Annotated in this window: 23 protein-coding genes and 1 tRNA gene; 6 read left to right on the top strand and 18 right to left on the bottom strand. The window is 40.5% G+C overall.

The features are described from left to right. Positions 1 to 239: 239 nt before the first annotated feature. Positions 240 to 1,490, bottom strand: a complete 1,251-nt coding sequence (locus tag HMPREF9072_RS09610; protein WP_009411535.1) for a hypothetical protein — start codon at positions 1,488 to 1,490, stop codon at positions 240 to 242. A 160-nt stretch (positions 1,491 to 1,650) separates the two neighbouring features. Here HMPREF9072_RS09610 and HMPREF9072_RS09605 point away from each other — a divergent pair, with 160 nt between their 5' ends. The 6 genes from HMPREF9072_RS09605 to HMPREF9072_RS09580 all read left to right on the top strand — a co-directional run bounded on the left by HMPREF9072_RS09605 (position 1,651) and on the right by HMPREF9072_RS09580 (position 9,352). After that, positions 1,651 to 2,790 (top strand): DUF6884 domain-containing protein, encoded by a 1,140-nt coding sequence (locus HMPREF9072_RS09605; protein WP_034566367.1) that lies wholly within the window; start codon positions 1,651 to 1,653, stop codon positions 2,788 to 2,790. 81 nt (positions 2,791 to 2,871) lie between these two features. Beyond that, positions 2,872 to 3,408: a hypothetical protein gene (locus tag HMPREF9072_RS09600; protein WP_009411533.1), complete on the top strand. Its 537-nt coding sequence runs from the start codon at positions 2,872 to 2,874 to the stop codon at positions 3,406 to 3,408. Positions 3,409 to 3,579: 171 nt separating this feature from the next. After that, a complete protein-coding gene (locus HMPREF9072_RS09595; RefSeq protein ID WP_009411532.1) occupies positions 3,580 to 5,268 on the top strand; it encodes a leucine-rich repeat domain-containing protein in 1,689 nt (562 codons plus the stop codon). Between the two features lie 406 nt (positions 5,269 to 5,674). Continuing rightward, on the top strand, positions 5,675 to 7,420 hold the full coding sequence (locus HMPREF9072_RS09590; protein WP_009411530.1) for a thiamine pyrophosphate-dependent enzyme: 1,746 nt from the start codon (positions 5,675 to 5,677) through the stop codon (positions 7,418 to 7,420). A gap of 294 nt (positions 7,421 to 7,714) precedes the next feature. Further along, positions 7,715 to 8,278, top strand: a complete 564-nt coding sequence (locus HMPREF9072_RS09585) for a hypothetical protein (RefSeq protein WP_009411529.1) — start codon at positions 7,715 to 7,717, stop codon at positions 8,276 to 8,278. A 132-nt stretch (positions 8,279 to 8,410) separates the two neighbouring features. Next, entirely contained in the window at positions 8,411 to 9,352 is a 942-nt protein-coding gene (locus HMPREF9072_RS09580; protein ID WP_009411528.1) for a cation diffusion facilitator family transporter, read from the top strand. 50 nt (positions 9,353 to 9,402) lie between these two features. On the opposite strand, the gene HMPREF9072_RS09575 is transcribed toward HMPREF9072_RS09580, so the two are convergent. From HMPREF9072_RS09575 to HMPREF9072_RS09495, 17 genes are all read right to left on the bottom strand, one after another. Further along, positions 9,403 to 10,014 carry a DUF502 domain-containing protein gene (locus HMPREF9072_RS09575; protein WP_009411527.1) on the bottom strand — a complete coding sequence of 204 codons (612 nt, stop codon included), beginning with the start codon at positions 10,012 to 10,014 and terminating at the stop codon, positions 9,403 to 9,405. Positions 10,015 to 10,025: 11 nt separating this feature from the next. Next, positions 10,026 to 10,940 (bottom strand): glutaminase, encoded by a 915-nt coding sequence (locus tag HMPREF9072_RS09570; RefSeq protein ID WP_009411526.1) that lies wholly within the window; start codon positions 10,938 to 10,940, stop codon positions 10,026 to 10,028. A 6-nt stretch (positions 10,941 to 10,946) separates the two neighbouring features. Continuing rightward, on the bottom strand, positions 10,947 to 12,242 hold the full coding sequence (gene gldE, locus HMPREF9072_RS09565; protein ID WP_009411525.1) for a gliding motility-associated protein GldE: 1,296 nt from the start codon (positions 12,240 to 12,242) through the stop codon (positions 10,947 to 10,949). Positions 12,243 to 12,298: 56 nt separating this feature from the next. Then, positions 12,299 to 12,721: a single-stranded DNA-binding protein gene (locus tag HMPREF9072_RS09560; protein WP_002674608.1), complete on the bottom strand. Its 423-nt coding sequence runs from the start codon at positions 12,719 to 12,721 to the stop codon at positions 12,299 to 12,301. 64 nt (positions 12,722 to 12,785) lie between these two features. Beyond that, positions 12,786 to 13,805, bottom strand: coding sequence for an A/G-specific adenine glycosylase (gene mutY / locus HMPREF9072_RS09555; RefSeq protein WP_009411524.1), 1,020 nt, complete (start codon positions 13,803 to 13,805; stop codon positions 12,786 to 12,788). 57 nt (positions 13,806 to 13,862) lie between these two features. Continuing rightward, positions 13,863 to 14,063: a twin-arginine translocase TatA/TatE family subunit gene (gene tatA / locus HMPREF9072_RS09550; protein ID WP_002674610.1), complete on the bottom strand. Its 201-nt coding sequence runs from the start codon at positions 14,061 to 14,063 to the stop codon at positions 13,863 to 13,865. A gap of 132 nt (positions 14,064 to 14,195) precedes the next feature. Continuing rightward, positions 14,196 to 15,185, bottom strand: coding sequence for a DUF4837 family protein (locus HMPREF9072_RS09545; protein WP_009411523.1), 990 nt, complete (start codon positions 15,183 to 15,185; stop codon positions 14,196 to 14,198). Positions 15,186 to 15,481: 296 nt separating this feature from the next. Continuing rightward, positions 15,482 to 16,105 carry a hypothetical protein gene (locus tag HMPREF9072_RS09540; RefSeq protein WP_009411522.1) on the bottom strand — a complete coding sequence of 208 codons (624 nt, stop codon included), beginning with the start codon at positions 16,103 to 16,105 and terminating at the stop codon, positions 15,482 to 15,484. A 97-nt stretch (positions 16,106 to 16,202) separates the two neighbouring features. Next, positions 16,203 to 16,433: a hypothetical protein gene (locus tag HMPREF9072_RS09535; protein ID WP_034566366.1), complete on the bottom strand. Its 231-nt coding sequence runs from the start codon at positions 16,431 to 16,433 to the stop codon at positions 16,203 to 16,205. 185 nt (positions 16,434 to 16,618) lie between these two features. Beyond that, positions 16,619 to 17,869 (bottom strand): glycoside hydrolase family 57 protein, encoded by a 1,251-nt coding sequence (locus HMPREF9072_RS09530; protein ID WP_009411519.1) that lies wholly within the window; start codon positions 17,867 to 17,869, stop codon positions 16,619 to 16,621. 11 nt (positions 17,870 to 17,880) lie between these two features. Next, a complete protein-coding gene (locus HMPREF9072_RS09525) occupies positions 17,881 to 19,170 on the bottom strand; it encodes a glycosyltransferase family 4 protein (RefSeq protein WP_009411518.1) in 1,290 nt (429 codons plus the stop codon). Between the two features lie 55 nt (positions 19,171 to 19,225). Next, positions 19,226 to 19,582, bottom strand: a complete 357-nt coding sequence (locus HMPREF9072_RS09520) for a DUF4377 domain-containing protein (RefSeq protein WP_009411517.1) — start codon at positions 19,580 to 19,582, stop codon at positions 19,226 to 19,228. 15 nt (positions 19,583 to 19,597) lie between these two features. After that, entirely contained in the window at positions 19,598 to 21,553 is a 1,956-nt protein-coding gene (locus HMPREF9072_RS09515) for a glycogen debranching enzyme N-terminal domain-containing protein (RefSeq protein ID WP_009411516.1), read from the bottom strand. A 171-nt stretch (positions 21,554 to 21,724) separates the two neighbouring features. Further along, entirely contained in the window at positions 21,725 to 22,276 is a 552-nt protein-coding gene (locus HMPREF9072_RS09510) for a transposase (RefSeq protein ID WP_009411515.1), read from the bottom strand. Positions 22,277 to 22,382: 106 nt separating this feature from the next. Beyond that, positions 22,383 to 24,347 (bottom strand): alpha amylase C-terminal domain-containing protein, encoded by a 1,965-nt coding sequence (locus HMPREF9072_RS09505; RefSeq protein WP_009411514.1) that lies wholly within the window; start codon positions 24,345 to 24,347, stop codon positions 22,383 to 22,385. Positions 24,348 to 24,573: 226 nt separating this feature from the next. Further along, on the bottom strand, positions 24,574 to 25,851 hold the full coding sequence (locus HMPREF9072_RS09500; RefSeq protein WP_034566363.1) for a Na+/H+ antiporter NhaC family protein: 1,278 nt from the start codon (positions 25,849 to 25,851) through the stop codon (positions 24,574 to 24,576). Between the two features lie 238 nt (positions 25,852 to 26,089). Further along, positions 26,090 to 26,171, bottom strand: a tRNA-Leu gene (locus tag HMPREF9072_RS09495). Positions 26,172 to 26,404 lie beyond the last annotated feature (233 nt).

Genomic DNA, 26,404 nt, shown 5'->3' with positions numbered 1-26,404 from the left:
CCCCACCCTCCTTACAGCCTTTTTTCATCAAAAATCTCTTCATCATCCTTTCGTTCTTCTTTGTTATCTTTCGAACTCCTCAACCCTCCAATTTGCTAATTTTCTCATTTCCTAATTTGCTAATTTTTTTCCTGCCCGTGTGGCTCGCACCTTTGGCTCGCATCTTATCTTGATAATACATTATAGGGGCGTTTGCAAAACGCCCCTATAAACAGAATTCTTCAAACAGATTCATTTTTTTATTGGAATAGTTGTATCAAATTTTCTATGACCCCGAAGTTTGTTTGCTTAGCAAGAGTGCGCAATCGCTCTTTTAAGGTCAAACGTTTGCTCAACTCTCCTTTTTTACAGCGCTTCAAATCGATGAGAAGTTGCTGAATTTCTTCATATACCCTCGTTTTCCAATGTGGCTGACGTTTAGAAACAAGCTCAGGAATAGAAGGGTCAAACAAACGCAACATATCCACCGTTTGGGCAGCAAATTGAGTGTCGCGCTCATACACAAAACGCTGCGACATATTTTCTACAGGATCTTTCGTTAGAAAAAGTTCTTCGCTAAAAGTACTATAAATCTCTATTGCAAAATCCACTTTTCCCATCCATATAAGGGCATTACACAGTTTAGAAATGAGGATATCAGGAGTGTTAAATTCCTCATCAAACACGTGTAAGGGTTTGGCGCGTAGGTTGCGATGTAAAGCAGCTTCAGCCACACGAATCGCTTCTTGTTCGTTGTTGTTCAAGTAAGCCAATACTACTTTGGCTATGGTATAGCGCGTTTCAGGGTAATGAAAGAAACTATCAGGATAATCTCGCCATACCGATTCGATGTATTTATCAGCTTCTTTAGTATATTTTTCTACAAGACCTGCTCCACCTTCCCCCCATTTTGTACTGCAAAACACACCATAAGCAAGAAAAGAATTCTGGCATACTCTCAAGTGTTCCAAGGGTTGAGTAGCGAGATAGGTTTCAATGAGGTGTACATAACTCGCTTGTGCCATATAGTCGTAGTATGGGAACCAAGGGTAAAGCGACTGAGTGATTTTTGGGGTGTTTTTATAGCGTTCCAAAAACGAATAGGCATAAGGCAAATCGTTCAAAATGATAGGAGCGTAAGCCTCGTGAGTATCACGCAGTTTAGCATCGAAAAAACTCGCGTCCGAGAAAGCAATAGTGTCGTAGAAAGAGTTGATAACCTCGCGCAGTTGTGTAGGGGTAGCAGGGGTTGTGTTGTTGCAAAAGCTCTGCCAGTCGGCAAAACCAATGTAGTTACACAGCAAGTTTAAGCTTGTAGTGCTAAGTTGTTTATCCTTGTCAATTTTTCCAAAGAAGCGGCGCAAGGTTTGGGTAGATAGACGCGTTTTTTCCGATAATTCTTCAAAGTCAGCTATAGAAGTAACCGTTTTTCCAAAGAAGCGGTTTACTTCGTTTTGTAAGCGGTTAATATGTTGTTTATAAGCGTTATCAGTAGCTAAATCATTTGTCATTTTCCACGTCAAGTATTTATAATAGGGGTGCAAATATACACAAAAAACACCAGACTGTATAAAATTGTACAGAAATCTTATACAGAATTGTACAAAATTGGACTTTCATATTTTTTGGAGCGATTATACTTTTGCCTCTGAAAAAAAAATGAATTGTAAAATGAGAACAATTGTACTTATTTCGTGTGCTTCTCAAAAGGAAGACAGTAAAATGGAGGCTCAAAAAATCTATAAAAGTACTCTGTTTAAGAAAAGTTTAGCTTATGCTAAAAAACTGAATCCCGATGCTATTTACATTCTTTCGGGCAAGCATCACCTACTGCCTTTAGATAAGGTAATAGAGCCTTACAATCAAAGAGTAAGCAACAAAAAAGCTGAAAATGAAGCGTGGGGAGCTAAAGTAATTGAGCAACTCAAAAAAGTAGCCGACCTGCAAAATGATAAGTTTATCATCTTGGCAGGCAAGGACTATGTAAAGCCTCTCAAAGGTAGTTTAAAAAATGTTGAACTTCCTTTTGAAGGTGTAAAAGGAAATGGCGAAATGCTCCAAATACTCAATGAAGAAGAAGAAAAACAATGGGCAGCAGAGCAAAAACTAATGGGGGCTGAGTTACAGAAAATAAGCAAAAGAATCGCAACCCTCAACCCTACTACTGTAACAAGCGAAACTTTCCTTTCTGCTTTACACGATTTCTTTAATACCCTAAGACGTTTTTCTTACCCTTACCAAAAGAAAAGAGGTAAAAAATGGATTGTGCCTCGTAATGGTATCTATGTCTTCTTTGAAAAAGGAGAAATATACACAAATCCACAAGGCTATTCACAAGATAGAATTGTGAGAGTAGGAATTCACACAAAAGATAGTGATAAAGATTCTCAAAGAGGTAATAAGTTATTTAGCCGTTTAGACCAGCATTTTAAAGGGAATATGAGAGCAAGTAGTTTTAGAAAATACGTAGGGAATAGCTTGCAAAACAAAGCTAAACATTCTATCACAGATATAGAAAAAGAAGTATCTACTTATATGATAGACAATTTTTCGTTTGTTGTCTTTGAAGTAGAAAATGAAAACCAGCGAAAAAGTTGGGAAAAGAAACTCATATCTACACTTGGTCAAGCAGGTAAAAAAGGAATTATAAAATCATCAAATAATTGGTTAGGGAAGCACTCGTCTAATCCCAATATTAAAGCAAGTGGTCTTTGGCAAGAAGATGATATGAATGAAGCCCCTCTTACCCTTGCTGAGTTGCAACAACTTTTACAGATAATACAACAATCTAATGCTAAATACAAACTCTAATATTTGTAGTTTAGCAATTAATAACAACTATCCTATCGTAAAAAAATCAAATTATTAACAATTAAATAAAAGTCAAAAGTAATGAAAACAATTTTTAAATTAATATTAGTATTATCAGTAGTATTTTCTTTAGCTTCTTGCCAAAAGGATTCAGATAAACAAGATGGATTAAAGAAGCCTAATAAGATTGAATATGATAAAGGGGGTAAAGATCAAAAAGACGTTAATCCAACCCCCCCTTCTAAACCAGTAGAACAATTATTGAATGAAAAAATAGAAGAAGTAATCAATATAATTGGAAATGATTATACAGTTTATGTAGCAAGTGATAGTAAAGAGGAAGTAGTTACTTTCCTATTTAATAAAAAAGATGGATTTTTTCAATCTATTAGTTCGGATTATTTGTTGGGTATGAAGGATGTAGAAAAAAATTATCCTAAAAAATTAGTAATTTATAAAACCAGCAAATTACAAAAACATTATATTAATAAAAAGAATATTAATATTTTTGATAAGAATGAAAAATTTAGAGATAAAATAGTAGAAGCTTTCTTAAAAATTGATACAAAGAGACCTGTTAAGATAATAAGCCTTTCAGAAGTGGATTCGGAGTATTAATGAAAGATAGCTATAAGAATTTTTATAATATAGAGTTTTATACCCTAATTTAAAACTTACAAAAGAATTAGACGCTTTTATCAACTTTTTACAATCCTTGAAAATTTTCTTTGAAATGGAAGATTAAACCGTACAAGTATCAAACATTTTTAATTTTTAATAATAATCTGAATGAAAAAACTCTTTTTTATCGCAGTAGCAATATTTGCGGCTATTACTTTTAATAGCTGCACTAAAGACCAACAAGAACAACTAATAGCAAAAGTTGCTAAACAAACTCTCAGAGGCAAAGGAGCCCCCGCTCCCGATTTAGGGAAGGTGGGTGATTTTTACTTAAATGAAGAAACTGCTGACTTTTATGGGCCTAAAACTAAAGAAGGTTGGGGAAAACCAATAAGTTTAAAAGCTTTTAAAGGTGAAAAAGGCGAAAAAGGTGAGCCTGGAAAAAATGGTTCAAAAATTCTTACAGGTGAAGGTATACCTTCGGATGACTTAGGAGATGAAGGTGATTGGTTTTTAGATACTATCACTAAAAAACTATACGGACCTAAAACGTCCAAAGGTTGGGGTAGTGCTAAAGGTAGTTTGTCTGAAACTACAAATAACAATACTTCAAATATATCACCTTACGATTATCAATTGAGTGGAAGAAAATTAGTAAAATGGTTCAATAAAGAAACTACTCACATAGATATGAAATCAGACCCTATCCTTAGTAAGGTTACTATAATTGGTAAGGAAGCTTTTGCTACTGATCAGTGGAATCAAATCAACGATCCCTATAATTTAACTTCTATAGAACTTCCTGATAATTTGGAGAAAATAGAAGAAAAAGCTTTTAGAGGTACAAAAATCACTTCAATAAAAATACCTAAAAAAGTAAAATATATTGAAGATAATGCTTTTATCAATAGCGAATTAGAAAATATCACAATTGAGAATGGAGTTAAGTATGTGTATTTTTACAATGTACAAAACTTGAAGTCTATTACACTCCCTCAAAGTGCTATAGAGGTAGAATTGACGAATTGCCCTAAGCTAACTTCTGTAGCATTGCCCCAAGGACTGAAATATTTAGATCTTTCTGGCACAGGCATTACTTCTGTTAATCTTCCTGAGGGAATAGAATATTTAGATCTTTCTGGAACTAAAATAACTTCTGTAATATTTCCTAAGAATATGAAAGTAGTGTATGCGGGTACTTTTTTTGGCTGTAAAATGTTAACTAATATTACACTTCATAATAAAGTAACAAGTATTTGTAATGACGCTTTTAATAGTTGTACAGCTTTAACTAATATAACACTTCCTAATAGTATTTCTGAAATAGGAGATCGGGCTTTTGCCAAAAGTGGTATCGTTTCAATTAGTATACCTAATAATACTCGTAAACTAGGAGAAGATGTACATCATTTATTTTCTAAAGATCCTAATAACCCATATGATATTGGGAGACCTAGTGTAGGAAGTAGAGAAACTGGAGTATTTTTAGGATGTAATAAATTGTCTTCAGTGAATTTACCTATAGGAATTAATAAAATCCCTATGGGGATGTTTAGTAACTGTCCTCAATTAAAAACACTTACTTTACCAAGTAGTATAGAAATTATCGAGAAGGGAGCTTTTACAACAGAAGATTACAACAGAGGTTTGCTTACTTCAAAAAATGGGTTAGAAAGTATTATCATAGAAAGCATAAATCCACCACAAATTATTACCCCTTCAAGAGATAAAGGATTTTATAATGATAGAGCTACTATTTTTGATAGTAATGTTTCTGTAATCTATGTCCCCGCAGGTAGTGTAGAAGCCTATAAAAAAGCTTTTCCTAAATATACAAGTAAAATACAAACCAAATAACTATTTTATCTCAATGAAAAACTCTTTTTTATCACAGTAGCAAAATTGAGTGTCTAAAGAAGAGATAATCAAACAAAAACCACCGCTGAGCAATGTACAGCGGTGGTTTTTTATTGCTTTAACTTTCTTAATGAGAAAATTTCCAAATTCTCTCATTTTCTAATTCTCCCATTCTCTCATTTCCTCATTTCTCTCATTTCCTAATTTCTTCATTCTCTCATTTCCTCATTTTCTCATTTCCTAATTTCCTCATTTTTCTCGCCTGTGCGGCTCGCACCTTTGGCTCGCACCTCATTCCTCTAACTTAAACTTACACCCCTAGTGCCTAAGACCTAAGTCCTCATACAATAAAATAGTATTAATTGGTATTATTTTTGCATACAAAAAACCATTAATAATAAAACATATGAGCAAAAATGTATCCGACCAATTGGTCGAAATGTTAGTACAAGCAGGCGTAAAAAGAGTCTATGCCATTACCGGCGATAGCCTCAACCCTGTAAACGACGCCATCCGTCGCGATGGTCGCCTTGAGTGGATACACGTCCGCCACGAGGAATCAGCAGCTTATGCAGCCTCTATGGACGCCGAACTAAACGGCATAGGCTGTTGTATGGGAAGTTCAGGACCTGGACACGTGCACCTTATCAACGGACTCTACGATGCCAACCGCTCAGGCAACCCTGTGATTGCCATTGCCAGCACCTGCGCCACCCATAAATTTGGTACCCACTGGTTCCAAGAAACCAACCCCTTCTTGCTGTTTCAAGATTGCAGTAAATACGTATATGTAGCCAATACCCCAAAACAGTTCACCACAATGATGCAACGCGCCATACAAACGGCTATCAACGAGAAAGGCGTGGCGGTGTTGGGACTCCCTGGCGATGTAGCAGGTGCTGACCTCGAAGATGTGCCTTCCGCTACACAAACCTTCTTAGCAAAACCCGTAGTACGTCCTTCCGATAGTGAACTCGACAAATTATCAGCCGTACTAAACGACGCTAAAAACAAGAAAATAGCCCTTTACTGCGGTCACGGTTGTCAGTATGCGGTGAAAGAAGTGGAACAGCTTGCCGAAACCCTTAAAGCGCCTATCGTGGCTTCTTTCCGTGGCAAAATATTCTTCGACCGCACCGATAGCCCTTATATAGCGGGAATGAACGGCTTGCTCGGACACCGTTCAGGTTATGATGCTTGCGCCAAAGCCGATGTGCTCGTAATGCTCGGCACCGATTTCCCTTATGCGGAGTTCTTACCTAAGAAAAACACCATTATCCAAATAGATGAACATCCCGATATCATTGGGCGTCGTGCCAAAGTAGATTACGGTTTTGCAGGCGATGTGAAAGACACCATTACCGCCTTATTGCCTAAACTCACTCCTCGCACCGACGATAGTTTCCTCAAAGACATTCACAAAGAGTATTTGGATCTCGAAAAATCATTGGACGATTACACCAAAAAGAAAACCGAAGAGAACCAAATAGACCCCGAATATGCAGCTAAACTTTTGGATAAATATGCCGCCAACGATGCTATTTTCACCGTCGATACAGGTATGAATGTAGTGTGGGCAGCGCGCTTTATCAAAGGTACGGGCAAACGTTACCTCACTGGCTCTTTCAACCACGGTTCTATGGCAAACGCCCTTCCAATGGCAATTGGGGCAGCAGCTTCCTCCAAAGGCAGACAAGTGGTAGCAATGTGTGGCGATGGCGGGCTATCAATGCTCTTGGGCGATTTGGCTACCCTGATGCAATATCAATACCCTGTGAAAATATTTGTGTTCAACAACCGTTCGCTCGCAATGGTAAAACTCGAAATGGAAGTATCGGGCTACCTCGATTGGCAAACCAATATGGTAAACCCACCTTTCGACAAACTTGCCGAGTTGATGAACATCAAAGGCTATGAAGTACGCAAAACCGAAGACCTCGAAGCCACCGTAAAAGCAGCTTTCGAGCACGACGGACCTACTTTGGTGAATATCTACACCAATCGCGATACTTTAGCGATGCCTCCTCATATCACTTTTGAACAGATGAAAGGTTTTGCGACCAACATCATCAAGAAAATAGGTCAAGGCGACTTCGCAGAAGCCAAAGGCAGTATTGCCAACAGTATGAAACACATCAAGGACGTTTTTTAGATTTTAATTTTGATAATAAAAAAGTCGCTAAGCATCTCGCTTAGCGACTTTTTTTTTCTTGTATTTACTCTGTTACTCTCATTTCTTCAATTCTCAGCCTTGTATCTCAAACGCACAATCCTTGTCCTAAAATCCTACAACCCTTGAATAAGAATTTGCCCATAAAAAATTATCACCAGAATTTTGCACCGTAAAAACTTGATAAGGAGAAAAGCCGAAAGACAAAAGGTAAATATAAAGTCGACGCCTTCCATCTTTTAGTTCTTTGACCTCTTATCTAAAAAATCAATCATTATGGCAAGAAGTAAAAATAATGTAGTAACCGAAGGATTGAGCGGTATGTTAGCTCGCCAAATTGTATTCCGCCAACGCGCAGGACAAACCATCGTAGGGAAAGCCCCCGTTCGCTCTCAGAAAGCAAGCCAAGCACAACAGCTACATCAGCAAAGGTTTGCTCGAGCAGCTTTCTATGCTAAAAGCGCTTTGCAAAATAGTGCACTTAAGCAAAGCTATGCCGAGGAAGCTAAAAAGCGTCCAGGTACCACCTCCTATAATATGGCAATTGCCGATTATCTTAAAGCTCCTGTGATTGACGCGGTAGATACCTCAAACTATACAGGTTCCGTTACCGGAGAAAAGATTGTCGTACAAGTATCCGACACTTTTAAAGTAACAGGCGTGAAAGTGAAAATCACCGACCACGATGCTACACTTGTAGAAGAGGGGAATGCTACCTTCCAAGAAGGTAAGTGGGTGTATACCACCACTGTGGTAAACGCTTCTCTTACCGGCGATAAGGTAATAGTAACAGCCACCGACCGTCCTGCCAATGTTACCACTAAGGAATTTATCCTTTAAAGTGAGTAACAACAAGAAAGGTAAAGCCAGCAGAACTGGCTTTACCTTTTATCTTTTACCTTAAAATCACCCTTATTACAAAATAATTCGTACCTTTGCATCGCTTGTTACCTTTTACCTAAAAAAATTATTATGGAACATTCACACCACCAACACGACCATCACCACGGTCACGACCACCATCATCACACCGTAACTGACCTCAGTACTCTCAATCGTGCCTTCTACATAGGCATTGGGTTGAATCTGCTCTACACAATTATTGAGTTTGCTGTAGGCTTTCGCGTCGATTCCTTAGCACTTATCTCCGATGCAAGTCATAATCTAAGCGATGTTGCCAGTTTAGTGATTTCACTTATCGGTATGAAACTCACCCATCGCACCGCTACTCAGCTCTATACCTATGGCTACAAAAAAGCATCTATTCTCGCATCGCTCATCAATGCGGTATTACTGATGTATATTGTGATAAAGATCTTTATCGAAGCCTTCGAGCGTCTTGCTAATCCGCCCGAAATGGTCGGTTCAGCAATTATGCTTACAGCTTTTATAGGAGTAATAATCAATGCAGTTTCAGCATTCCTATTCTACAAAGGACAGAAGACAGATATCAATGTCAAAGGAGCTTTTCTGCACCTAATGCTCGATGCTTTGGTATCGGTAGGGGTAATTATCTCAGGGGCAATTGTATATTTTACCGGTTGGAACTTAGCCGACCCTATCAGTAGTTTTATGGTAGGTATTGTGATTCTGTTCTCCACTTGGGGATTGCTCAAAGAAAGTGTAAAACTCATCTTAGATGGAGTGCCTCACGACATCGATAAGGAGCATATACAGCATCTTATAGAAGAGCACCCAATGATAGAGAGTGTACATCACTTGCATATTTGGGCGCTAAGTAGCTCACAGAACGCTCTCACGGCTCATATTGTACTGAAAGAGTGTATTACGCTTAAAGAATTTATGAATATTAAAGCCGAGTTAAAGCACAAACTCTCACACGAAGGGATTACCCACAGCACTTTTGAAATAGACACCGATAATTGCCACTGCGAAGAAGAAAAATGTATTTAATACCACAATGTTAATAGCCTAAACAAACAATAAACTACTATATAAAATCACTATTTATTACCAGTATTATTGGCATTACCGGTATTACCGGTATTAGAAAGGATTCCCCCACTAAGGGCAAACTCCATTGCTTTTTGGGAAGAAAAACCTTCAGCAGGCTTTATGTTATCTTTGGAAGTAACAATCACCCAACCAGAAATAGCATACGAATGCGGAAGATAAACACTTACCATTTCGCTGAGTTCAGCAAAATCCATAGAAGGTTGGGTAAGGAACCCAATACGCCATATTTCGGGCGTTTCATTCACTTTTACCCATACCGGATTAGTAAGCTTGCGTTTGTCACCTACAAAAGAAGCTAAAATATCTTTAATAGAAGAATAAATAACCTTTACACCGGGAATATGGGCTACTAAATAATCTAATAGTCCCACGAACAGTTTCCCTAAAATCAGTCGACTACCAATAAAACCAATAATAGCAGTACCAAGTAAAACCAAAGCAAAAACTAACCCTGGGTAAGCCTTTGAGATATCAGGTACAAGGTTATCTACACTCTTGAAAATTGACCAAATAATCCAGATAGTAGCACTCAGCGGACCTATGATAAGTATCCCCTGAAAAAAGTATTTGATAAAGGTACTGAAATAATTCTTTGACATATATTTTATTACTAAAAAATAGAAGTATGTGTTTGTGCGGTAAACTCTTCTAAGAACTTCATTCCTCTATACGAATTCCCTTTGTTATTAAGTTTCGGACTCCATACCGCAATGCTATATTGATTAGGCAAAAGAGCTACAATACCACCTCCTACACCGCTTTTACCTGGTAGTCCCACCTTAAAAGCAAACTCCCCCGACTCATCATAGAAACCGCACGTTTGCATCAAAGCGTTTACCCGTTTAGTACAAGTTTCAGTAAGAATTTGAACTCTATCGTGCATACGGATACCATCGTTGGCAAGAAACGAGAAGATATATGCCATCGATTTGCAAGTAAGCTCTAATGAACAGAGCTTGAAGTAGAAATTGAGTACCTCAATAGGGTCATTCTCTATGTTTCCTAATGATTTGATATAATAACATAAGGCAAAATTGCGATATCCTACTGATTTCTCCGACTCGGCTACTAATATAGAGTAATTTATACTATCATCATTAGCTAATTCTCTTACAAAAGTTAAGAAATCGGCTTGAGCATCTTCCAAGATAGAAAGGAGAATATCACAAACTACAATAGCCCCTGAATTGATAAGAGGGTTACGTGGAATACCGTTATCAGCTTCTAACTGTATTAATGAGTTGAATGAAGTGCCCGAAGGTTCTACATCTACACGTTGCCATAGTTGGTCGCCTATAATACTATACGCCAACGAAAGGGCTAATACCTTAGAAATACTCTGTGCTGAAAACTTTTCATCGCAATCACCAATCCCATACGATTGTTTGTTGAGGCTATAAAAATATACCCCAAACTTATCGGGGTTCACTTGTGCCAATTCTGGGATATAAGTAGGAACTTTACCTAAATTATCAGCAGATAAAACAGATTGGTATATAGTGTCAATTATTTTAGAATATTTCATATGTATTTATTGTGGATTGTTCGTTCTAATGATTTTGATTTGCTTGATGCGTTTCTTGTCAAAAGCCTCTACAATGAATTTATAGTTACCAAAGAGAATAGGAGTTCCTTTCTGAGGAAAGTTGCCCGAAATCTCTAAGAGGAAGCCTGCAAGCGTTTCGGCATCACCGCGATTTTCGTCAAATAGAGCCTCTTCTTCATCAGTAAATTCAAGAATGCGATAGAAGTCCTTCAAAACCGTTTTTCCTTCAAAAATAAAGACATTATCATTGATTTTGAAGTGTGTTACATCTTCATCGTCAAACTCATCGTTGATATTTCCCACAATTTCTTCTATGATATCCTCTAAGGTAATCACTCCACAAGTACCACCGTACTCATCTACTACAACAGCGAGGTGTATCTTCTTCTCTTGAAACTCGCTCAACAAATCGTCTAATTTCTTGTTTTCGGGAACGAAGAAAGCATTGCGTTTCACACTATTCCAGTCGAAATCAGTTTTGTCTAAATGTGGCAAGAGGTCTTTGATGTAAATTACCCCTGTGATATGGTCTAAATTCTCGTGGTATACGGGAATGCGTGAATAGCCTATCGCCACGATTTCGTTTAGCAACTCCTGATATGAGAGCTCTTCGCTGAGAGCAAAGATATCTACACGGGGTACCATTACTTCGCGGGTTTCGGTATTGCCAAAAGAGACAATACCCTCTAATATCTTCTTTTCCTCGTTGGTGGTATCTTCTTCGGAGGCAAGTTCTAAGGCTTGCGAGAGTTGTCCTACTGAAATATTACTTTTCTGCTTGCCCAATTTCTTTTGTATCCATACGGTAAAGTTTTTCATCGGCATACTGATGGGCGTAAAGAAGGTGTCGAGGGAATAGATGAAGTAAGCTATGCGCCGTGAAAACAAAATATTGTTGCGATTGGCGTAGATTTTAGGCAGAATTTCACCGCAGAGCAAAAGCACAAAGGTAACCAGACCTACATCGAGTACTGCCCGTACCCAAGGAGTTTTAATTCCTCCGAAGAGGAAGTCGCCTAAATCGGCAAAGAGGAGTACGATAGTGATGTTTGCCAAGTTATTGGCAATAAGTACCGTTGCCAATAGCTTTTTAGGATTCTCTGCGAGCTTGGCTATAATATCGCCAGTAGGCGTTTTTTCTTCTTTGAGTGTTTCAATCTCAGCAGGAGTAAGCGAAAAGAGAGCTACCTCGGCTCCTGAGATAAGAGCAGAGCAGAATAATAATAGTATAAACACTGCAAATTGAATAACGATACCCACGTCAATGCTTAAGAAAGGCATTAATGAGAGTACCGACAAAGGTTCTGTTTCCAAAATATTATTATTTCGTTACACATTTAGAAAGGAGGCTCCGTGCTTACGGGCGGTTCAGGAGCCTTAGGTTCAGCTGTTTTAAGAGCTGGTTTAGGTTGCCCATCACGTTTAGGATTTGGTAGGAAAGTTACATCGGAAGCGTGGATTTCAGTTGTTTGGCGCATCACGCCGTCTTCCGTTTGCCATTTACGTGTTTTGATGCGCCCTTCGACATAGATAAGGTCGCCTTTGTGAGTGTATTTCTCTACGAGTTCTGCCAGCTTGTTGCGTACGATAACAGTATGCCATTCGGTACTGCTAATGCGCTCGTTGGTAGCGCGATTGGTATACTCATCATCAGTGGCTAAGGGGAACTGACCAATGCAGTTACCTTCGCTGAAATAGGTAAGCTTTACAACATCTCCCATACGACCTATGAGAATAACTTTATTTAAAGTTCCGTTCATTGATATATATAAATATAAAGTTGATAATCTAAATATTCTCCAAAAGTACGACAAAATTTTAAAACTACCAAAATTTGGTAATGAAATTTGCAGTGAGAGCTGATACGGGATAGCTGTGTATATCGGTGATAAGTATGCTATTATCAAGGAGTTCGGTGGTGGTAACTATCCAAAAAGAAGTATAAATATGCTGGTGAGTGAGTTTGTGGATTACAGGCATTTCGTTATACAAACTCACGGTAGCAGAGGGTAAGATAGAGGCTATTTCTTCGGTAGTAGCAGGAGCGTGAGTTTCGAGTAGAGGAAACTCATAGAGCCCGTGCCAGATATCTTTGCCTTTGCGCTTTTGCAAAAGGGTTTGTCCGTAAGGATTGAGCCATACGAGATAGTTGAAATAGCGTTTTTTAATAGTGATTTTCTTGATTTTTACGGGCAGGACGTCTACTTGCTGATGATGAAAAGCCCAACAGTGGTCACGTAATACACAATTTGCACAATCCGGACTCTGGGGAGTGCACTGCAAGGCACCGAACTCCATCAGGGCTTGGTTATAAGTGCCGGGGTTGTGCTTGTCTAAACATTCGTAAGCTAATGCTTTGAACTCTTTGGCACCTTGTGGACTGTTAATAGGTGTTGCAATACCAAAAAGACGAGAGAGCACACGGTATACATTACCATCGACTACGGCACAAGGTTCGTTATAACAAAAGGAAGCAATGGCACTTGCGGTATAATCGCCTATACCTTTGAGTTTTACAAGTTCTTTATAGGTTTTTGGGAAGACACCTTCTAATTCAGTAGCGATATATTGCGCTGTGTGGTGTAGATTCTTAGCGCGCGAGTAATAGCCTAAGCCCTGCCATAGTTTGAGCACTTCTTCTTCGGGAGCATTGGCTAAATCGGTGATGGTAGGGTACCGACTGATAAAACGCTGGTAGTAAGGCAGACCTTGCACTACGCGCGTTTGCTGTAAAATCACTTCGGAGAGCCACACCTTATAGGGATTAGCGGTGCCACGCCAAGGCAAAGACCTTTGCGCAACTTTATACCAAGAAGTTAGTTTGTTGATGAGCCAATCTGTCAATTTGTGAATTTTAGGAGTTAGGAGAGTGTGCAATGGGACGCAAAAGCGACAACGTTGCTAATTTTCTAATTTCTCGGTATTTTCTTTTTTCTTGTCGGTATCGTTATTCTCTTTGGTAGCATCTTTGAACTCGCGAATACCTGTGCCCAGACCACGCATTAATTCGGGAATTTTCTTGCCTCCAAAGAGCAATAATATAAGGGCTACAATGATGACTACTTGCCAGGGGCCTACTACCCCTAAAAATATACTTAGCATAGTTATTAGATTTTAGTTGTTAGTTATTAGTGAATTAGGTATGTCGGAATTGTCAAACTTGACGGACGATTCTGAACAAAGAAATAATAATAGTGCAAAATTACAAAACTTTTTTGAATTGACAATCTTTTTCTAACGACTAAATTCTATTGACTTGATAATAGCTTCGAGTTCGAAGAGCATATCGCGTTTAGCAACGCCTGGGGCATATAAAAAACCTTCGGCTACTACCAGGCGGTTATGAGCTTTGTCTTCGATAATATAATTGATATAAGGACCTCCAAGGGCGAAATCTTTTACTTCCCACAAGCCTTTGCTTTCAATGGTTTTACGTCCTTTTATTTTCATCTCGCTGATGCTGGGAGCTAAATAGGTTTCGGTAACCATATACATACCTTCTTTGGGGCCTGGAATATATTTTTTGCCTATGGAATCGCGCATCTTTACGATGGTTTTAGCGCGCCCTTCTTCATCGGCAGGGATACTTCCCAAAGGCATTTCGTAGAGGATAATACTTGCTCTACCGCCTTTGATAGGACGTTCTATCCAGAAGAAATTGTCGCCGTATTTTCTCACCTGGTACACGGCAGGCATCACGAATTTGAAGCCTAAGGTTTGTTCTACTTGTTTGTCTTTGCTAAGGGCATTGTTAAAACGATGACGTGTTTCTTTGAGGTCGTTGTTCTTGAACGCAAGAATAAACTGGTCGTGAAATTCTTCGACTTTACAGGCTATATCGCGCACTTGTTTGCCTTGTACTTCGCATACCACTTGCGGTTTGGCGTATACATCGTCGCTGATAGTTGCTTCGTTTTTATTACCGCGATGCACAATAAGCACATTGCGACTGTTACGGGTGTTGCCTTCAAATACTTGTGGGGGCACTTGATGTAACGAAAAGATGGGTTCTTCGGTAGGTAGCCCATCGATAGGGGCGGCGAAGTAACGGCGAATGGTATCGCCTACGGCGCCTTCCCAGAGGTCGTTATCGATGACCACGGCGAGGGTGTTGATTTGCCCTACTGAAGAGGGGAGGTAAGTTTCTCCGTTTTTATTGTTGCTATTGTTACAACCCAATAGGAGCAAGGAGCAGGCGATGCTTGCAAATAGAAAGCGTTTCATAAAAATAACTGATTATTTCTTTATAAGAAAAGATACAGCTAAAATCGTTCCAAAATCACTTTTTTGGTAAAAAATATTGTTAGATTAGGAAGGAGGTGCGAGCCGCACGGGCAGATTAATTAGCAGATGAAAGAATTAGAAAATTAGCAAATTAGAAAATTAGTAAATGGGGAGCAGTGGGGTGGGAATCCTTGAATAATATGTAAATTATTAAGGGGGCAAATGGTGCTACTTAGGTAATTGGTAGGCAATGAATAATAGGGATAATTTGTTTAAAGGCTTAAATGGCTAATTTGCTACATTGCGAAAATTAGATTTCTGAACAATAACAGTAGCGAGAGCTGTGGTAAAACCCCAATGAGCCAACTTAAAAACATTAGCCATAAGGACTTCTGGTTGAGGTAAGCTTGTGCTGAAATACAGGCTCCGCTGAGGAATAAGAAAAAGGCTACTATGTAGGTCATATCTTTTTCTACGGCAATACTGAGCAATACTGAGAAGGTAGTAAGCGCGCCCATTCCCATAGCAAACATATTGACTTGCAATCGCAGAAAATGTAAAAACAAAATTATAAAACAGCTGATGGCTAAGTTCATCACGTAGAAGTAGAGGATAGGATAGGGGTCGATGGGGGTGATGCCGAAAGCTACCCCTAAGAGCATTGCTATATAGCCGTACAAGAGCCATTTTTGTTTTTCTAACGGAATGATAAAAGGGTTCTGCAACCAGCCTACTACAAACAAAATGAGGTAGATGAGTGTAGGGATAGCAATAGTAACTATCAGTAATAATAGCCACGTAAACTTCATTTGCTCTACCGGGAGAGGGAAAGGGATATTAAAAAGCACCACCATAGCTCCGTAGATAGGGAACCAGATGGGGTGAGTGAAAAAAGCTATGATATAACTCAAAAAACGCATTGTATTCTTCTTTTTTTGCAAAGGTAGTACAAAATAGCAAAATAGCAAATTTGAGAAAAAGCAAAAAAGCCCCTCGCTCACGCGAGGGGCTTTTTATTTAAGGAGTGTAAATAATGTTTTCTACTAAGTCGTTGTCGGCATTCTTGGCGAGCTGTGAGTTTTTCTCGTTAAAAGGAGTGGTGTAGAGAAACTCTTCGCTACTTAGATGTCCTGTGGGCATCTCGTCGGGGTTCGTCTCGGCAACTTTGTTGGTTCCAGACAGTTCTTTCAGTTCTTCAGCGACAATCTCTTCAAAGAAATTGTCTTTCCTTGTTTTTACATTTTTCATCTTGTCTGCTTTTAAATTGTTATTAAACTTTCTTTTAGTCCTTAGGTTACACCCCATAGGGCATAGGTTTCGAGAGGTAGCGTTTCTCAAAAGAGGATAATCTCTTCCCCCCTTTCACATACTCAGCTACGCCAGCTGGCTGACTTCTCTTAAATAGGGGGAGCAGGGGACTCAAAAATGACTTTTCACTTTTTCCTTGTCTGCCTCTTTTTCTTTGTTACTTGTGTGGTTTGCTCCTCTTCTTGTTCGTGTGGTTTGCATCTTTCGATGAAATCGCTGAGCACGTTCATATAGTTGATGAAGGCTTCGTAGGGCGAATCGTAGGGTAAGCGATACTTATGATAATCGGCACCTGAAAAGAGCTTAGTGCGCATAAAATAGAAGTGCTCACTGGCTTGCAGACGAGTATAATCGTCTATGAGGTCGGCGTTCTTTTTCTTTCTTACTTCTGGTTGTATCTTAAAGAGCTCTCGGAAGGCTTCTTTTTGCAACTCGTTACCCAACCAAGAGGTGGTATCGCGCTCTTCGTCTGTCCAAGAAATAGGGTAGGGCACAGGCAAGACATCTTTAGCAGGATGCTTTTTGGCTACTTCCTTAGGCAATAAGAACTCATAGTTATCGTCTTCCATCATATAGACGATGAAATAGCGCAAGAAGTCGAAAATACCGCTTTGGGCGTTGTTGTAATAGCCTATTACCTCGTAGTTCATAAAGAGGTTGAGCACCTCACTATCTTGCAAGCTGTTTTTCACCCAACTGATATACTTTTCGGCAGTGAGTGGGTATTCACTCCAATTTCTATCGGAAAAGCGTATGGCGATATCATCACTGAGTTTGCTGTTTTTGAGCAAAAGGTTGAGGTTTTCGTCGATAGCGTTTTTGTAGACAAAGTTTGGACTCTTCCAACCCAATACGTGCTTAGCTCCATCGGTGAGCATTGTTTTAAAACCAAGTTTTGCTACGCGTTCACCTATTTTATCGGAATAGATAAGAGAAGTATTGCGGAAAGTTACGGGTTTTTTGCCAAAAAGCTGTTTGATAGCCGTAGTATGTCGTTTTACTTGTTGTTCGAACTCATCGGTATCATCGGAAAGCGAAGCCAAAGAGTGGGAATAAGTTTCTGCCAAAAACTCTACACTACCAGTTTGGGCGAGTTCTTGGAAAGAGCGTATCACCTCAGGAGTGTGCATTTCGAGCTGGTCGATAGCACTTCCTGTGATGGAAAAAGCTACTTTGAACTTGCCTTTGTATTTATTGATAAGCTCCAAGAGCAAGGCGTTAGCAGGTAGATAGCAATGCTCAGCCAAATCTTCAAGCTCAGAGCGATTGGCGTAATTATCGAAGTAATTATGTTTCTTGCCGATGTCGAAGAATTGATACTTTCTAAGACGTTCGGGGTGATGGATTTGGAAATAGATACAAATTGACTTTTTCATCGTTGGTTATTTTATATTAAAGATTCGTAAATGTTTTTAAGTTTCAAGGAAGCTTTTTCCCATTTCAGTTGGTTTACCTCGTCGTACCCTTCACGTTGCATATAGTGAGCGAGGGTGGGGTAAGCCAAAATACCATAAATAGCATCGGCAAGGGCGTTGATATCCCAATAGTCTACTTTGATAGCGTGGTGGAGTACCTCAGCCACTCCCGATTGTTTGGAGATGATAGTAGGTACTCCTGAGCGCATTGCTTCCAAAGGAGAAATCCCAAAAGGCTCGGATACTGAGGGCATCACATACACATCGCTGTATTGAAACATACGCTGTACGTCGTTACCTCTGAGGAAACCTGTGAAGTGGAAGCGGGTTCCCAATCCCAATTGTGCAACACGGCGCACTAAGGGGTTCATCTTCTCGCCACTACCTGCCATTACAAAGCGTACGTTAGGCATACGTTTCATCACTTTTGCAGCTGCCTCAACGAAGTATTCAGGACCCTTTTGTAAGGTGATACGCCCTAAGAAAGTAACGATTTTATCCTTAATACCGCGTTCTTCTTTGGCATCGGTTTCGGCTTTAAAGTCTACTGCATTGTGCACAGTAATCACCTTCTCGGCAGGGATACCGTATTTTTCAATGACGATATTGCGCGTCCAGTTGCTCACGGTTACTACTCTATCGGCAGCTTCCATACCGCGTTTTTCGATGTCGTAGACCAATGTGTTGCGGTTATACTCGCCCCCACGGTCGTACTCGGTAGCGTGTACGTGTACGATAAGGGGTTTGCCCGAAATCTTCTTGGCGATGATACCCGCACTATAGGTAAGCCAGTCGTGGGCGTGAATCACGTCGAACTCATAGCGTTGGGCAACCGTACCCGCTACTAAGGCGTAGCGGTAGACCTCTTCCATCAGATTTGCACCGTATTTGCCCGAAAACTGAAATTTGTTATGATACGAAATGCGCTCACGGTGTTCACCTTCTTTGAGGTACTGGTCGCGTTCGCGGGCGAAGGTTTCGGGGTCGAGGTAAGGCACGAGGTTCGAACCTATCTCCATAAAATTGATGTGTTTCCAGAAATCTTCAATCTTTTCAGCGTTTTGCAACATCTCTACATCGCTAGCGTTGATAATCTTAGCCACATTGCCGTCCTCATCACCGGAAGCTTTTGGCATCACAAACAGCACTTTTACGCCGTTTTTAGCCAATCCTTGGGCAATACCCAAGCAGGCTGTTCCTAATCCCCCACTGATATGAGGGGGAAATTCCCATCCAAACATTAATACTCTTGCTTTCTTCATATGCTTTTATTTATTCCTTCCCCAATCCCCTCCCACGCGGGGAGCAAGAAGAGCGTTATTCTAATTTTTGTTTTGAGATGATGCTGATTAACTCATAATCATCGGGCAGGTTACCATCTTGAATAGGGTAGTCATAGATGATTCTCTTGACTTTCAACTGATATTTATAACCTTTTTCAAGGGTAATACCTTTTATTTGGTTGTTGCCAAAACAAAGTTCTTTATTACCTATTAGTGCTTTAAAACATTCGAATTTCACTTCAGGCCAACTAAAGGCTTTTCCTATCTCTCCTGTAATTGTAAGTGTCACTTTTTGTACTTCTTTAACTCCATTATTGGTGTAATCACTTTCTTTACTAAGGCAAGAACAGCACAAGACACATATCAATAATATTAAAATATTTCTTATCATATTAAAGTAGCTTTCTCAAAGTGTTGCAGGCATCTGGCTCAGTAGCCATTGAGCACGTAATATCTCAGCTACATTCTTAGCTTTGGCAATACAACCGCGTGAGTGGAATGGTGGATTGCCGTCGTAAATAGCCGATATAGTACATACGCCGTGTTCGTTGAGCTCTTCTTCAAAGTTTTCCAAGATAGCTTGCGCTTCTGGCAGGTACTGTGCTCCAAAGATTTTCAGATAAGCCTCTATATAGAACCCAATAAACCAAGGGTGTGCCGACCCGTTGAAGGTGGCTTTGTCGCGCACATATACATTACCTACACTCACGCCTTCATAACGAGGGTTTTGAGGAGATAAACTGCGCAACCCGCGAGGGGTGAGCAACTCTTGAGTGACGATGTCCAATACTCTCTTCTTAGTCTTCTCGTTTATGGGAGCATAGTCGAGAGCGCAAACGATGAGCTGATTAGGTCGTACATCGGTGTTTTTATTCGTGCGGTTGGCATAGTCGGCAAGGTATTTCTTGTCTTCTATCCAAAAAGTCTCTACAAAGCTCTTTTCGATGGTTTCAGGTAGCGTAAACCACTCGCCTAAGAAAGCCTTGTCTTTCGCCTCTTCTGCCAAGGCAAGCGCGTAACACACGGCGTTATACCAGAGAGCATTCACTTCTACTACATAACCGTTGCGTGGCACGATAGCGCCGTAATCGCTTTGCGCATCAAACCACGTAAGCGGACGTGTAAGGTCATCACTCCAGATGAGCCCGTTAGCTTCCATACGGATATTCTTATGAGAGCCTTGCTTGTAGGCGTTTAAGATACTTTTGATTGTATCGCCATACTCCTTCCAAATTTGTTTCTTACTCTTAATAGTTTCCTTTTCGTACTGTTGAAGCGTCCAAAAGAACCACAACGAGGTGTCGGCATCATATTCAGGGTGTATATTGTGCGTACTGATTTCCTTAGCAAAAAGCCCTTCGTAGAAGTATTTTTGAGTAGAAGTGAGCACGTCTTCAAATATCTTGGCTGTACTGCCCGATAGAGCAATACCTGGCAAGGCAATAAAAGTGTCGCGCATATTGCTGTCGAACCAGTGATAACCTGCCTTGATACGGGTTTCGCCTGCCTTGTGAATAATAAACTGAGAGGCAGCGTACTGCAAGCATTCTTCAAACGAATTGCGGTCGGCGCGCTCTTTGAGGTACTTAGCAAAGTCCTTTGCAAGGTTCTTAGGGTTGGCTTCCTCTAAGCTGGCTGAAAAGACGATGCTTTCGCCTTTCTTGAGGCTCACTTCGAAAGCTCCTACGCTGAGGAGGTCTTCTTGGTAGTCATACCCGCGTTCTTTTTCCTTGGTGTAATAGATGTTGTTGTTCCAATAAGCCCCACCACCAAAATTAGCGGATTTGCTAAGTTGCATATAGAGATAAGGAAACTCTGGGTATAGTTTTACACGCACACCACCGCCTACCGCTTCAGCTTGGGTGTTGGCTACGGGGTTTTGCTTGCTAAGAGAATGTATATCGCGGAAAGCCAAGAGAGGGTTTAGGCGCAAAAGGGTAGCCGAATGGGCTTCTAGTAGCGTATAGCGTATCAATACTTGGGGAGCATTGTGCATCATCAAGATTTCTTTTTTCAGCAGTACACCACCTACTTGGTAAGTAACGGTAAAAGCTTTTTCGTAGGAAATATCTACGATATACTTATGCCCGCGCGGTTCATAGGTACCTTCGTATTTATGAACGCCGAAATTGAAATCGCGTCCGTGCTGAATGATACTTTCATCTAAGGAGGAGAGCATCACGTAGTTTTTGCCTCTGAACTTTTCAATAGGCACTACCAGTAGCCCGTGGTATTTACGGGTATTGCAAAAAACGAGAGTAGAGGAGCAGTAGCCTCCCCCTCGGTTCGTACCGAGAAACTCTCTATCCAGAGAGTATTCAAGATTAATAAGTTGGTCTTTTTTGAATGATAAATAACTCATATTTCAATTAACAATTTACGATTAATAATTTACAATTTAGGTTGTAGTATATACTTTGCCAGCTTTGCTGGAATATCTCACACAGATTTCACGAATCTCACAGATTTCTTCACCGCTGGCGCGAGCTTGTAGCTCGTGCCTAACACAGAGCTTGTAGCTCTTATTTGTATTTTAGTTGTTTATATCAATTTCTAAAACAGTATTCATACTATCACAATAATTTTTAGCACTACTGTATTTCCATTCCCAAGCATTATCTACAAAACCGCTCTTTACAGGGTTCTGATGTATATAATTCAGTTTTTCTTCAAATACAGAAAGAGAGTAAATAGCTATAGGATGATTATCTTGCTGCCAGAATTGATAGTTTTTTACATTTGATTTTTTCTCTCCCGCTCTTTTAAACATCCATAACAGCCAGTCTTTTCTACTTTCCTGAGGGTTTTCTTCTATCATTTTTACAATTTTTTTAGAGGTAAACGTTTTGAAATCTCGAATAACATCGGAAGGATTATTGTATTTAGCTCTAAAAATTAAATGAATATGACTAGGCATAATGCAATAAGCATATATTTCCATCCCTTTGTTCTCTCTGCAATAATTTAACGAATTTATTATTTCATTAAAGTACATCTCACGTGTAAAAACATCTATCCAATATACAACAGAAAAGCTAATAAAATAGGCTACTTGGTCTTCATAAAATTTATACTTCCTACTCATAATGTTTTCAGATGGAGCTACAAGCTCTTGATATAGTAGGCACGAGCTACAAGCTCGCGCCAGCGATGGTGGGATTCGTGAAATCCGTGCGAGGCTTTTAAAATCGTTAGTTTGCTAATTTCAACACAAAGCCAATTCTCGCGGGTATATACAACGACAGCAAATTCTCTTTGCCGGTGTACTGTGTAAAATGCTCTACGCTTTCATCGATGCGGTTATCACCTCCAAAGGCGGGGTTATCGGTGTTGAGTATGGTGGTGTACTTGCCTGCTGGCACATCAAACTGATAATCCGTGTAAGAGGTAGTGGGGTTGAAGCTGAAAACAAATAAGTACCCACTGCGCTCGAATATGAGTAGCTGTCGCTCGATGTCGCGCACCAACACACGAGGTTCACGGTCGAGGAATTTGCTTTCGGCGGCAAAGTGTATCATCGCGCTATCAAAAGCGTTGAGGTATTTAAACTTCAAGTCGGTATTGTCTACCAAACTCCATAGCCTGCGTGCGTGGGCATAACTCCAGTTGTTACCAGCACGCGGAAAGTCAATCCACTCAGGGTGTCCCCATTCGTTGCCCATAAAGTTGAGGTATCCCCCACCTGCGGTGCCAAGAGTTACCAAACGTATCATCTTGTGCAAAGCCATTGCACGGTCGATGATGAGACTGTGGTCGAATACGCTCATTCCGGTATATACTTCCTTATCAGTGAGCCAGAAAAATATCGTTTTATCACCCACCAAGGCTTGGTCGTGGCTTTCGGCATAACTGATGGTGCGTTCTTCGGCGCGCTTGTTAGTCAATTCGTAATAGATATCGCCTACGTGCCACTGCTCATCGGGGACTTCTTTGAGGAGCTTAATCCAATAATCGGGAATACCCATACTCAGCTTGTAATCGAAGCCTATGCCTTTTTCAGCAATAGGCGAGGCAAGGCCGGGCAATCCGCTCATTTCTTCGGCAATGGTGAGCGCTTCGGGGTAGAGCTCGTGTATAAGTTGGTTAGCGAGAGCGAGATACACCAAAGCGTCGTCGTCCTCATTGCCATCATAATAGAAACTATAATTGGTAAAGGCTTTGCCTAAACCGTGATCGTAATAAATCATACTGGTAACGCCGTCGAAGCGGAAACCGTCGAAGCGGAACTCTTCAAGCCAGTATTTGCAGTTAGAGAGTAGGAAGTTGAGTACTTGGGGCTTACCATAGTCAAAACAGCGGGAGTCCCAAGCGGGGTGTTTACCGCGCTCACCGCGGTGGAAGTAAAGATAGTCGGTACCGTCGAAACAGCTGAGCCCTTCTGCCTCATTGCTTACCGAATGCGAGTGTACAATGTCTAATAGTACACGTATGCCCAAGCCGTGGGCAGTATCGATGAGTTCTTTGAGTTCTTCGGGGGTGCCAAAGCGTGAACTCACCGCAAAGAAGTTAGCCACCTGATAGCCAAAAGAACCGTAGTAAGGGTGTTCTTGTATTGCCATCAGTTGGAGAGTGTTATAGCCCAAGGCTGCGATACGGGGCAGTACATAGAGGCGAAACTCTATAAAAGTACTCACGCGCTGGTGTTCAGTACTCATCCCGATATGTGCTTCGTAGATAAGCGGGTGTGGAACAGCTTTGGGGCGCGGGTGTTGCCAGTGGTAGGGGTGCTCGGGACACCACACTTGGGCGGAAAACACCTTGGTATAATCGTCCTGCACAGCGCGGGTAGTATGTGAGGGGAGGCGTTCGCCACTGCCTCCTTCCCATTCCACAAGTAGTTTGTAGAGCATTTCGTGGCGGAGGATATTAGCAGGAAGACGCAATTCCCAGTCTTGGTCGTTTAGTTTAGTGAAAGAATAGTGTTTGTTTTTTTGCCAGTCGTTGCTATCGCAAAGAAGAAAGATAGCCGTTGCATTTGGAGCCCACTCGCGTAGCACCCATTCTGTATGAGTACGGTGCAGACCGTAGTAGAGGTGCGAATTACAAGCATCAGCCAGGCACTTAGCGTCCCCTTGCACTCTATGAAGGACATCGATAAAGTGCTGATGCCTTCCCTGAATAACAGGGAGGTATGGTAGCAATAGTGGGTCGTTCATAAGGTTTGGTATTCTGGCTACGGAAAAGTCAAAAGATTGGCTTTTAGGTAAGTCAATTAAATTCGCCGTAAAATTAAAACAATATTTTGATAATTGCAAATTTTTTTGCAATTATTTTACAATAATTTTATAGTCTGTTATGATAAACTTATGTAGTTTAATAGAATACAAACACTTATAAAGTAGAAGACATCACTGTTAAAGCTCTGTAAAAACAATTTTTTTATTACTTTTTACCCACATAAATATACCCCAAAGTGCCTATCAGCAGTAAATGTAAGTAAATAGCATACATCACCAGCTGGGGGTAATCTATCGTGTCGGCAAATTTGTATAGGGCAATTACCTGCGCTCCATACGGGATAAGCCCCTGCGCATAACAAGAGAAGATATCCAATACCGATGCCACACTGCGCAACGGTATTTTAAACTGTTCAGCAATCGTTTTGCTCGTCTTCGAAGCGATGAGAATAGCCACCGTGTTATTCGCCACGCACACATCGGCTACTGTCACCAAAAAGCCCATCCCTAAAAGAGCTGACGAGCCACTTTTGATCCGCTGAGTAATGAGATTCATCAAAAACCGAATCCCGCCAAAATGCTCTACCAAAAACGCCAATCCTCCTATGATAAAGTATAAGAAGAAGGTATCAGCCATTCCCATAAAACCTTTGTGAATATCAGTAGCAAACTGCAAGAAATGAAACTTGCCGTACGCAAACCCTATCACCCCCGAGATAAGAATACCCAAGAAAAGCGACACAAATACGTTTACCCCAAAAAGCGCAATTACCACCACCGCTACATAAGGCAAAATAAGCACAGCGTTAAAATCGCTATACAACTGATTGTGAAGGTGATTTTCAGCTTCAGGATTTCCTGTCAACAGCAGTATGATAACCGTTAAAATCGCCATTGGTATCGCAATTTTAGCATTCGCCTTCATCTTTTCGTTCATCTGACATCCAACCGACTGCGTGGCGGCAATCGTCGTGTCCGAAATAAGAGATAAGTTATCCCCAAACATCGCCCCCGATAGCAGTGATGCGCCTATGAGTGCCGTGTTCGACTGGCTTTGGGTAGCAAGGTCAAACACTATCGGCGAAAGCGTCATAATAGTACCCACCGAAGTGCCCGTAGCAAACGAAAGAAACGATGCAATGATAAAAATCCCTACCGGGAAATACTCTGGCGAGATGTAATACATACCCATATTCACAATACTATGCGTACTTCCCAAAGCATTTGCCACCGAAGCAAATGCCCCAGCCAAAAGTGCAATCATACACATTTGTAGCACATTGCTATCACCCGCCCCTTTAAAGAACAATCCTATTTTCTCTTTCATAGGAGCTCGGTAGATAAGCAAAGCCACTACCACCGAAAAAAGTGCAATAATAGGAGCAGGTAGCGAGTAGAAGTTGTCGAAATACAACCCACTACCTAAAAATAATGCTACGAATACGAGCAGAGGAATAATACTGATGATAGTTGTTTTCTGCATAGTTATTGTCTGTTTTATAGCAAAACAAAATTGATGTTTACAAGAAAATAGCAACATCTATTCTATTGCTTTTGTGGTATACATTCCCCCTTTGAAGGGGGCTAGGGGGATGTTTATCAAAATTAGGGAGGGTGTTTATTAAAATTAAAAATCCCAAAAATCACCACCCTTCTTTATCTTTACCCCTACCATAAAAATAAAAAAGCCTTAATTCACTACTGATGAATTAAGGCTCTTGTGCGGGTGAAGGGACTCGAACCCCCACGCCGTGAAGCACTAGATCCTAAGTCTAGCGTGTCTACCAATTTCACCACACCCGCAAATGATGAACGTTTCAATGATTGACGGCGCAAAAGTACAACAGTTTTTTTTAACTGCAAATTTTTTCCGTGTTTTTTTATCCTTAATCTCACCTTAGCCCCACCAATACATTAATTATCAGTTAAATTTATCAACCAAAAATCATTCCTTCATCTTGCCTTCCTCTTGTTATCGCTACCCCTCTCTTTTTCCGTCGCCACATTCCCCCTTTGAAGGGGGCTAGGGGGATGTT

Origin of the sequence: Capnocytophaga sp. oral taxon 324 str. F0483, from assembly GCF_000318315.2 — a bacterium.
GTDB classification, from domain to species: Bacteria; Bacteroidota; Bacteroidia; order Flavobacteriales; family Flavobacteriaceae; genus Capnocytophaga; species Capnocytophaga ochracea.
The sequence above is the reverse complement of the archived record's forward strand: the minus strand, read 5'-3'. Positions and strand labels throughout refer to the sequence as shown.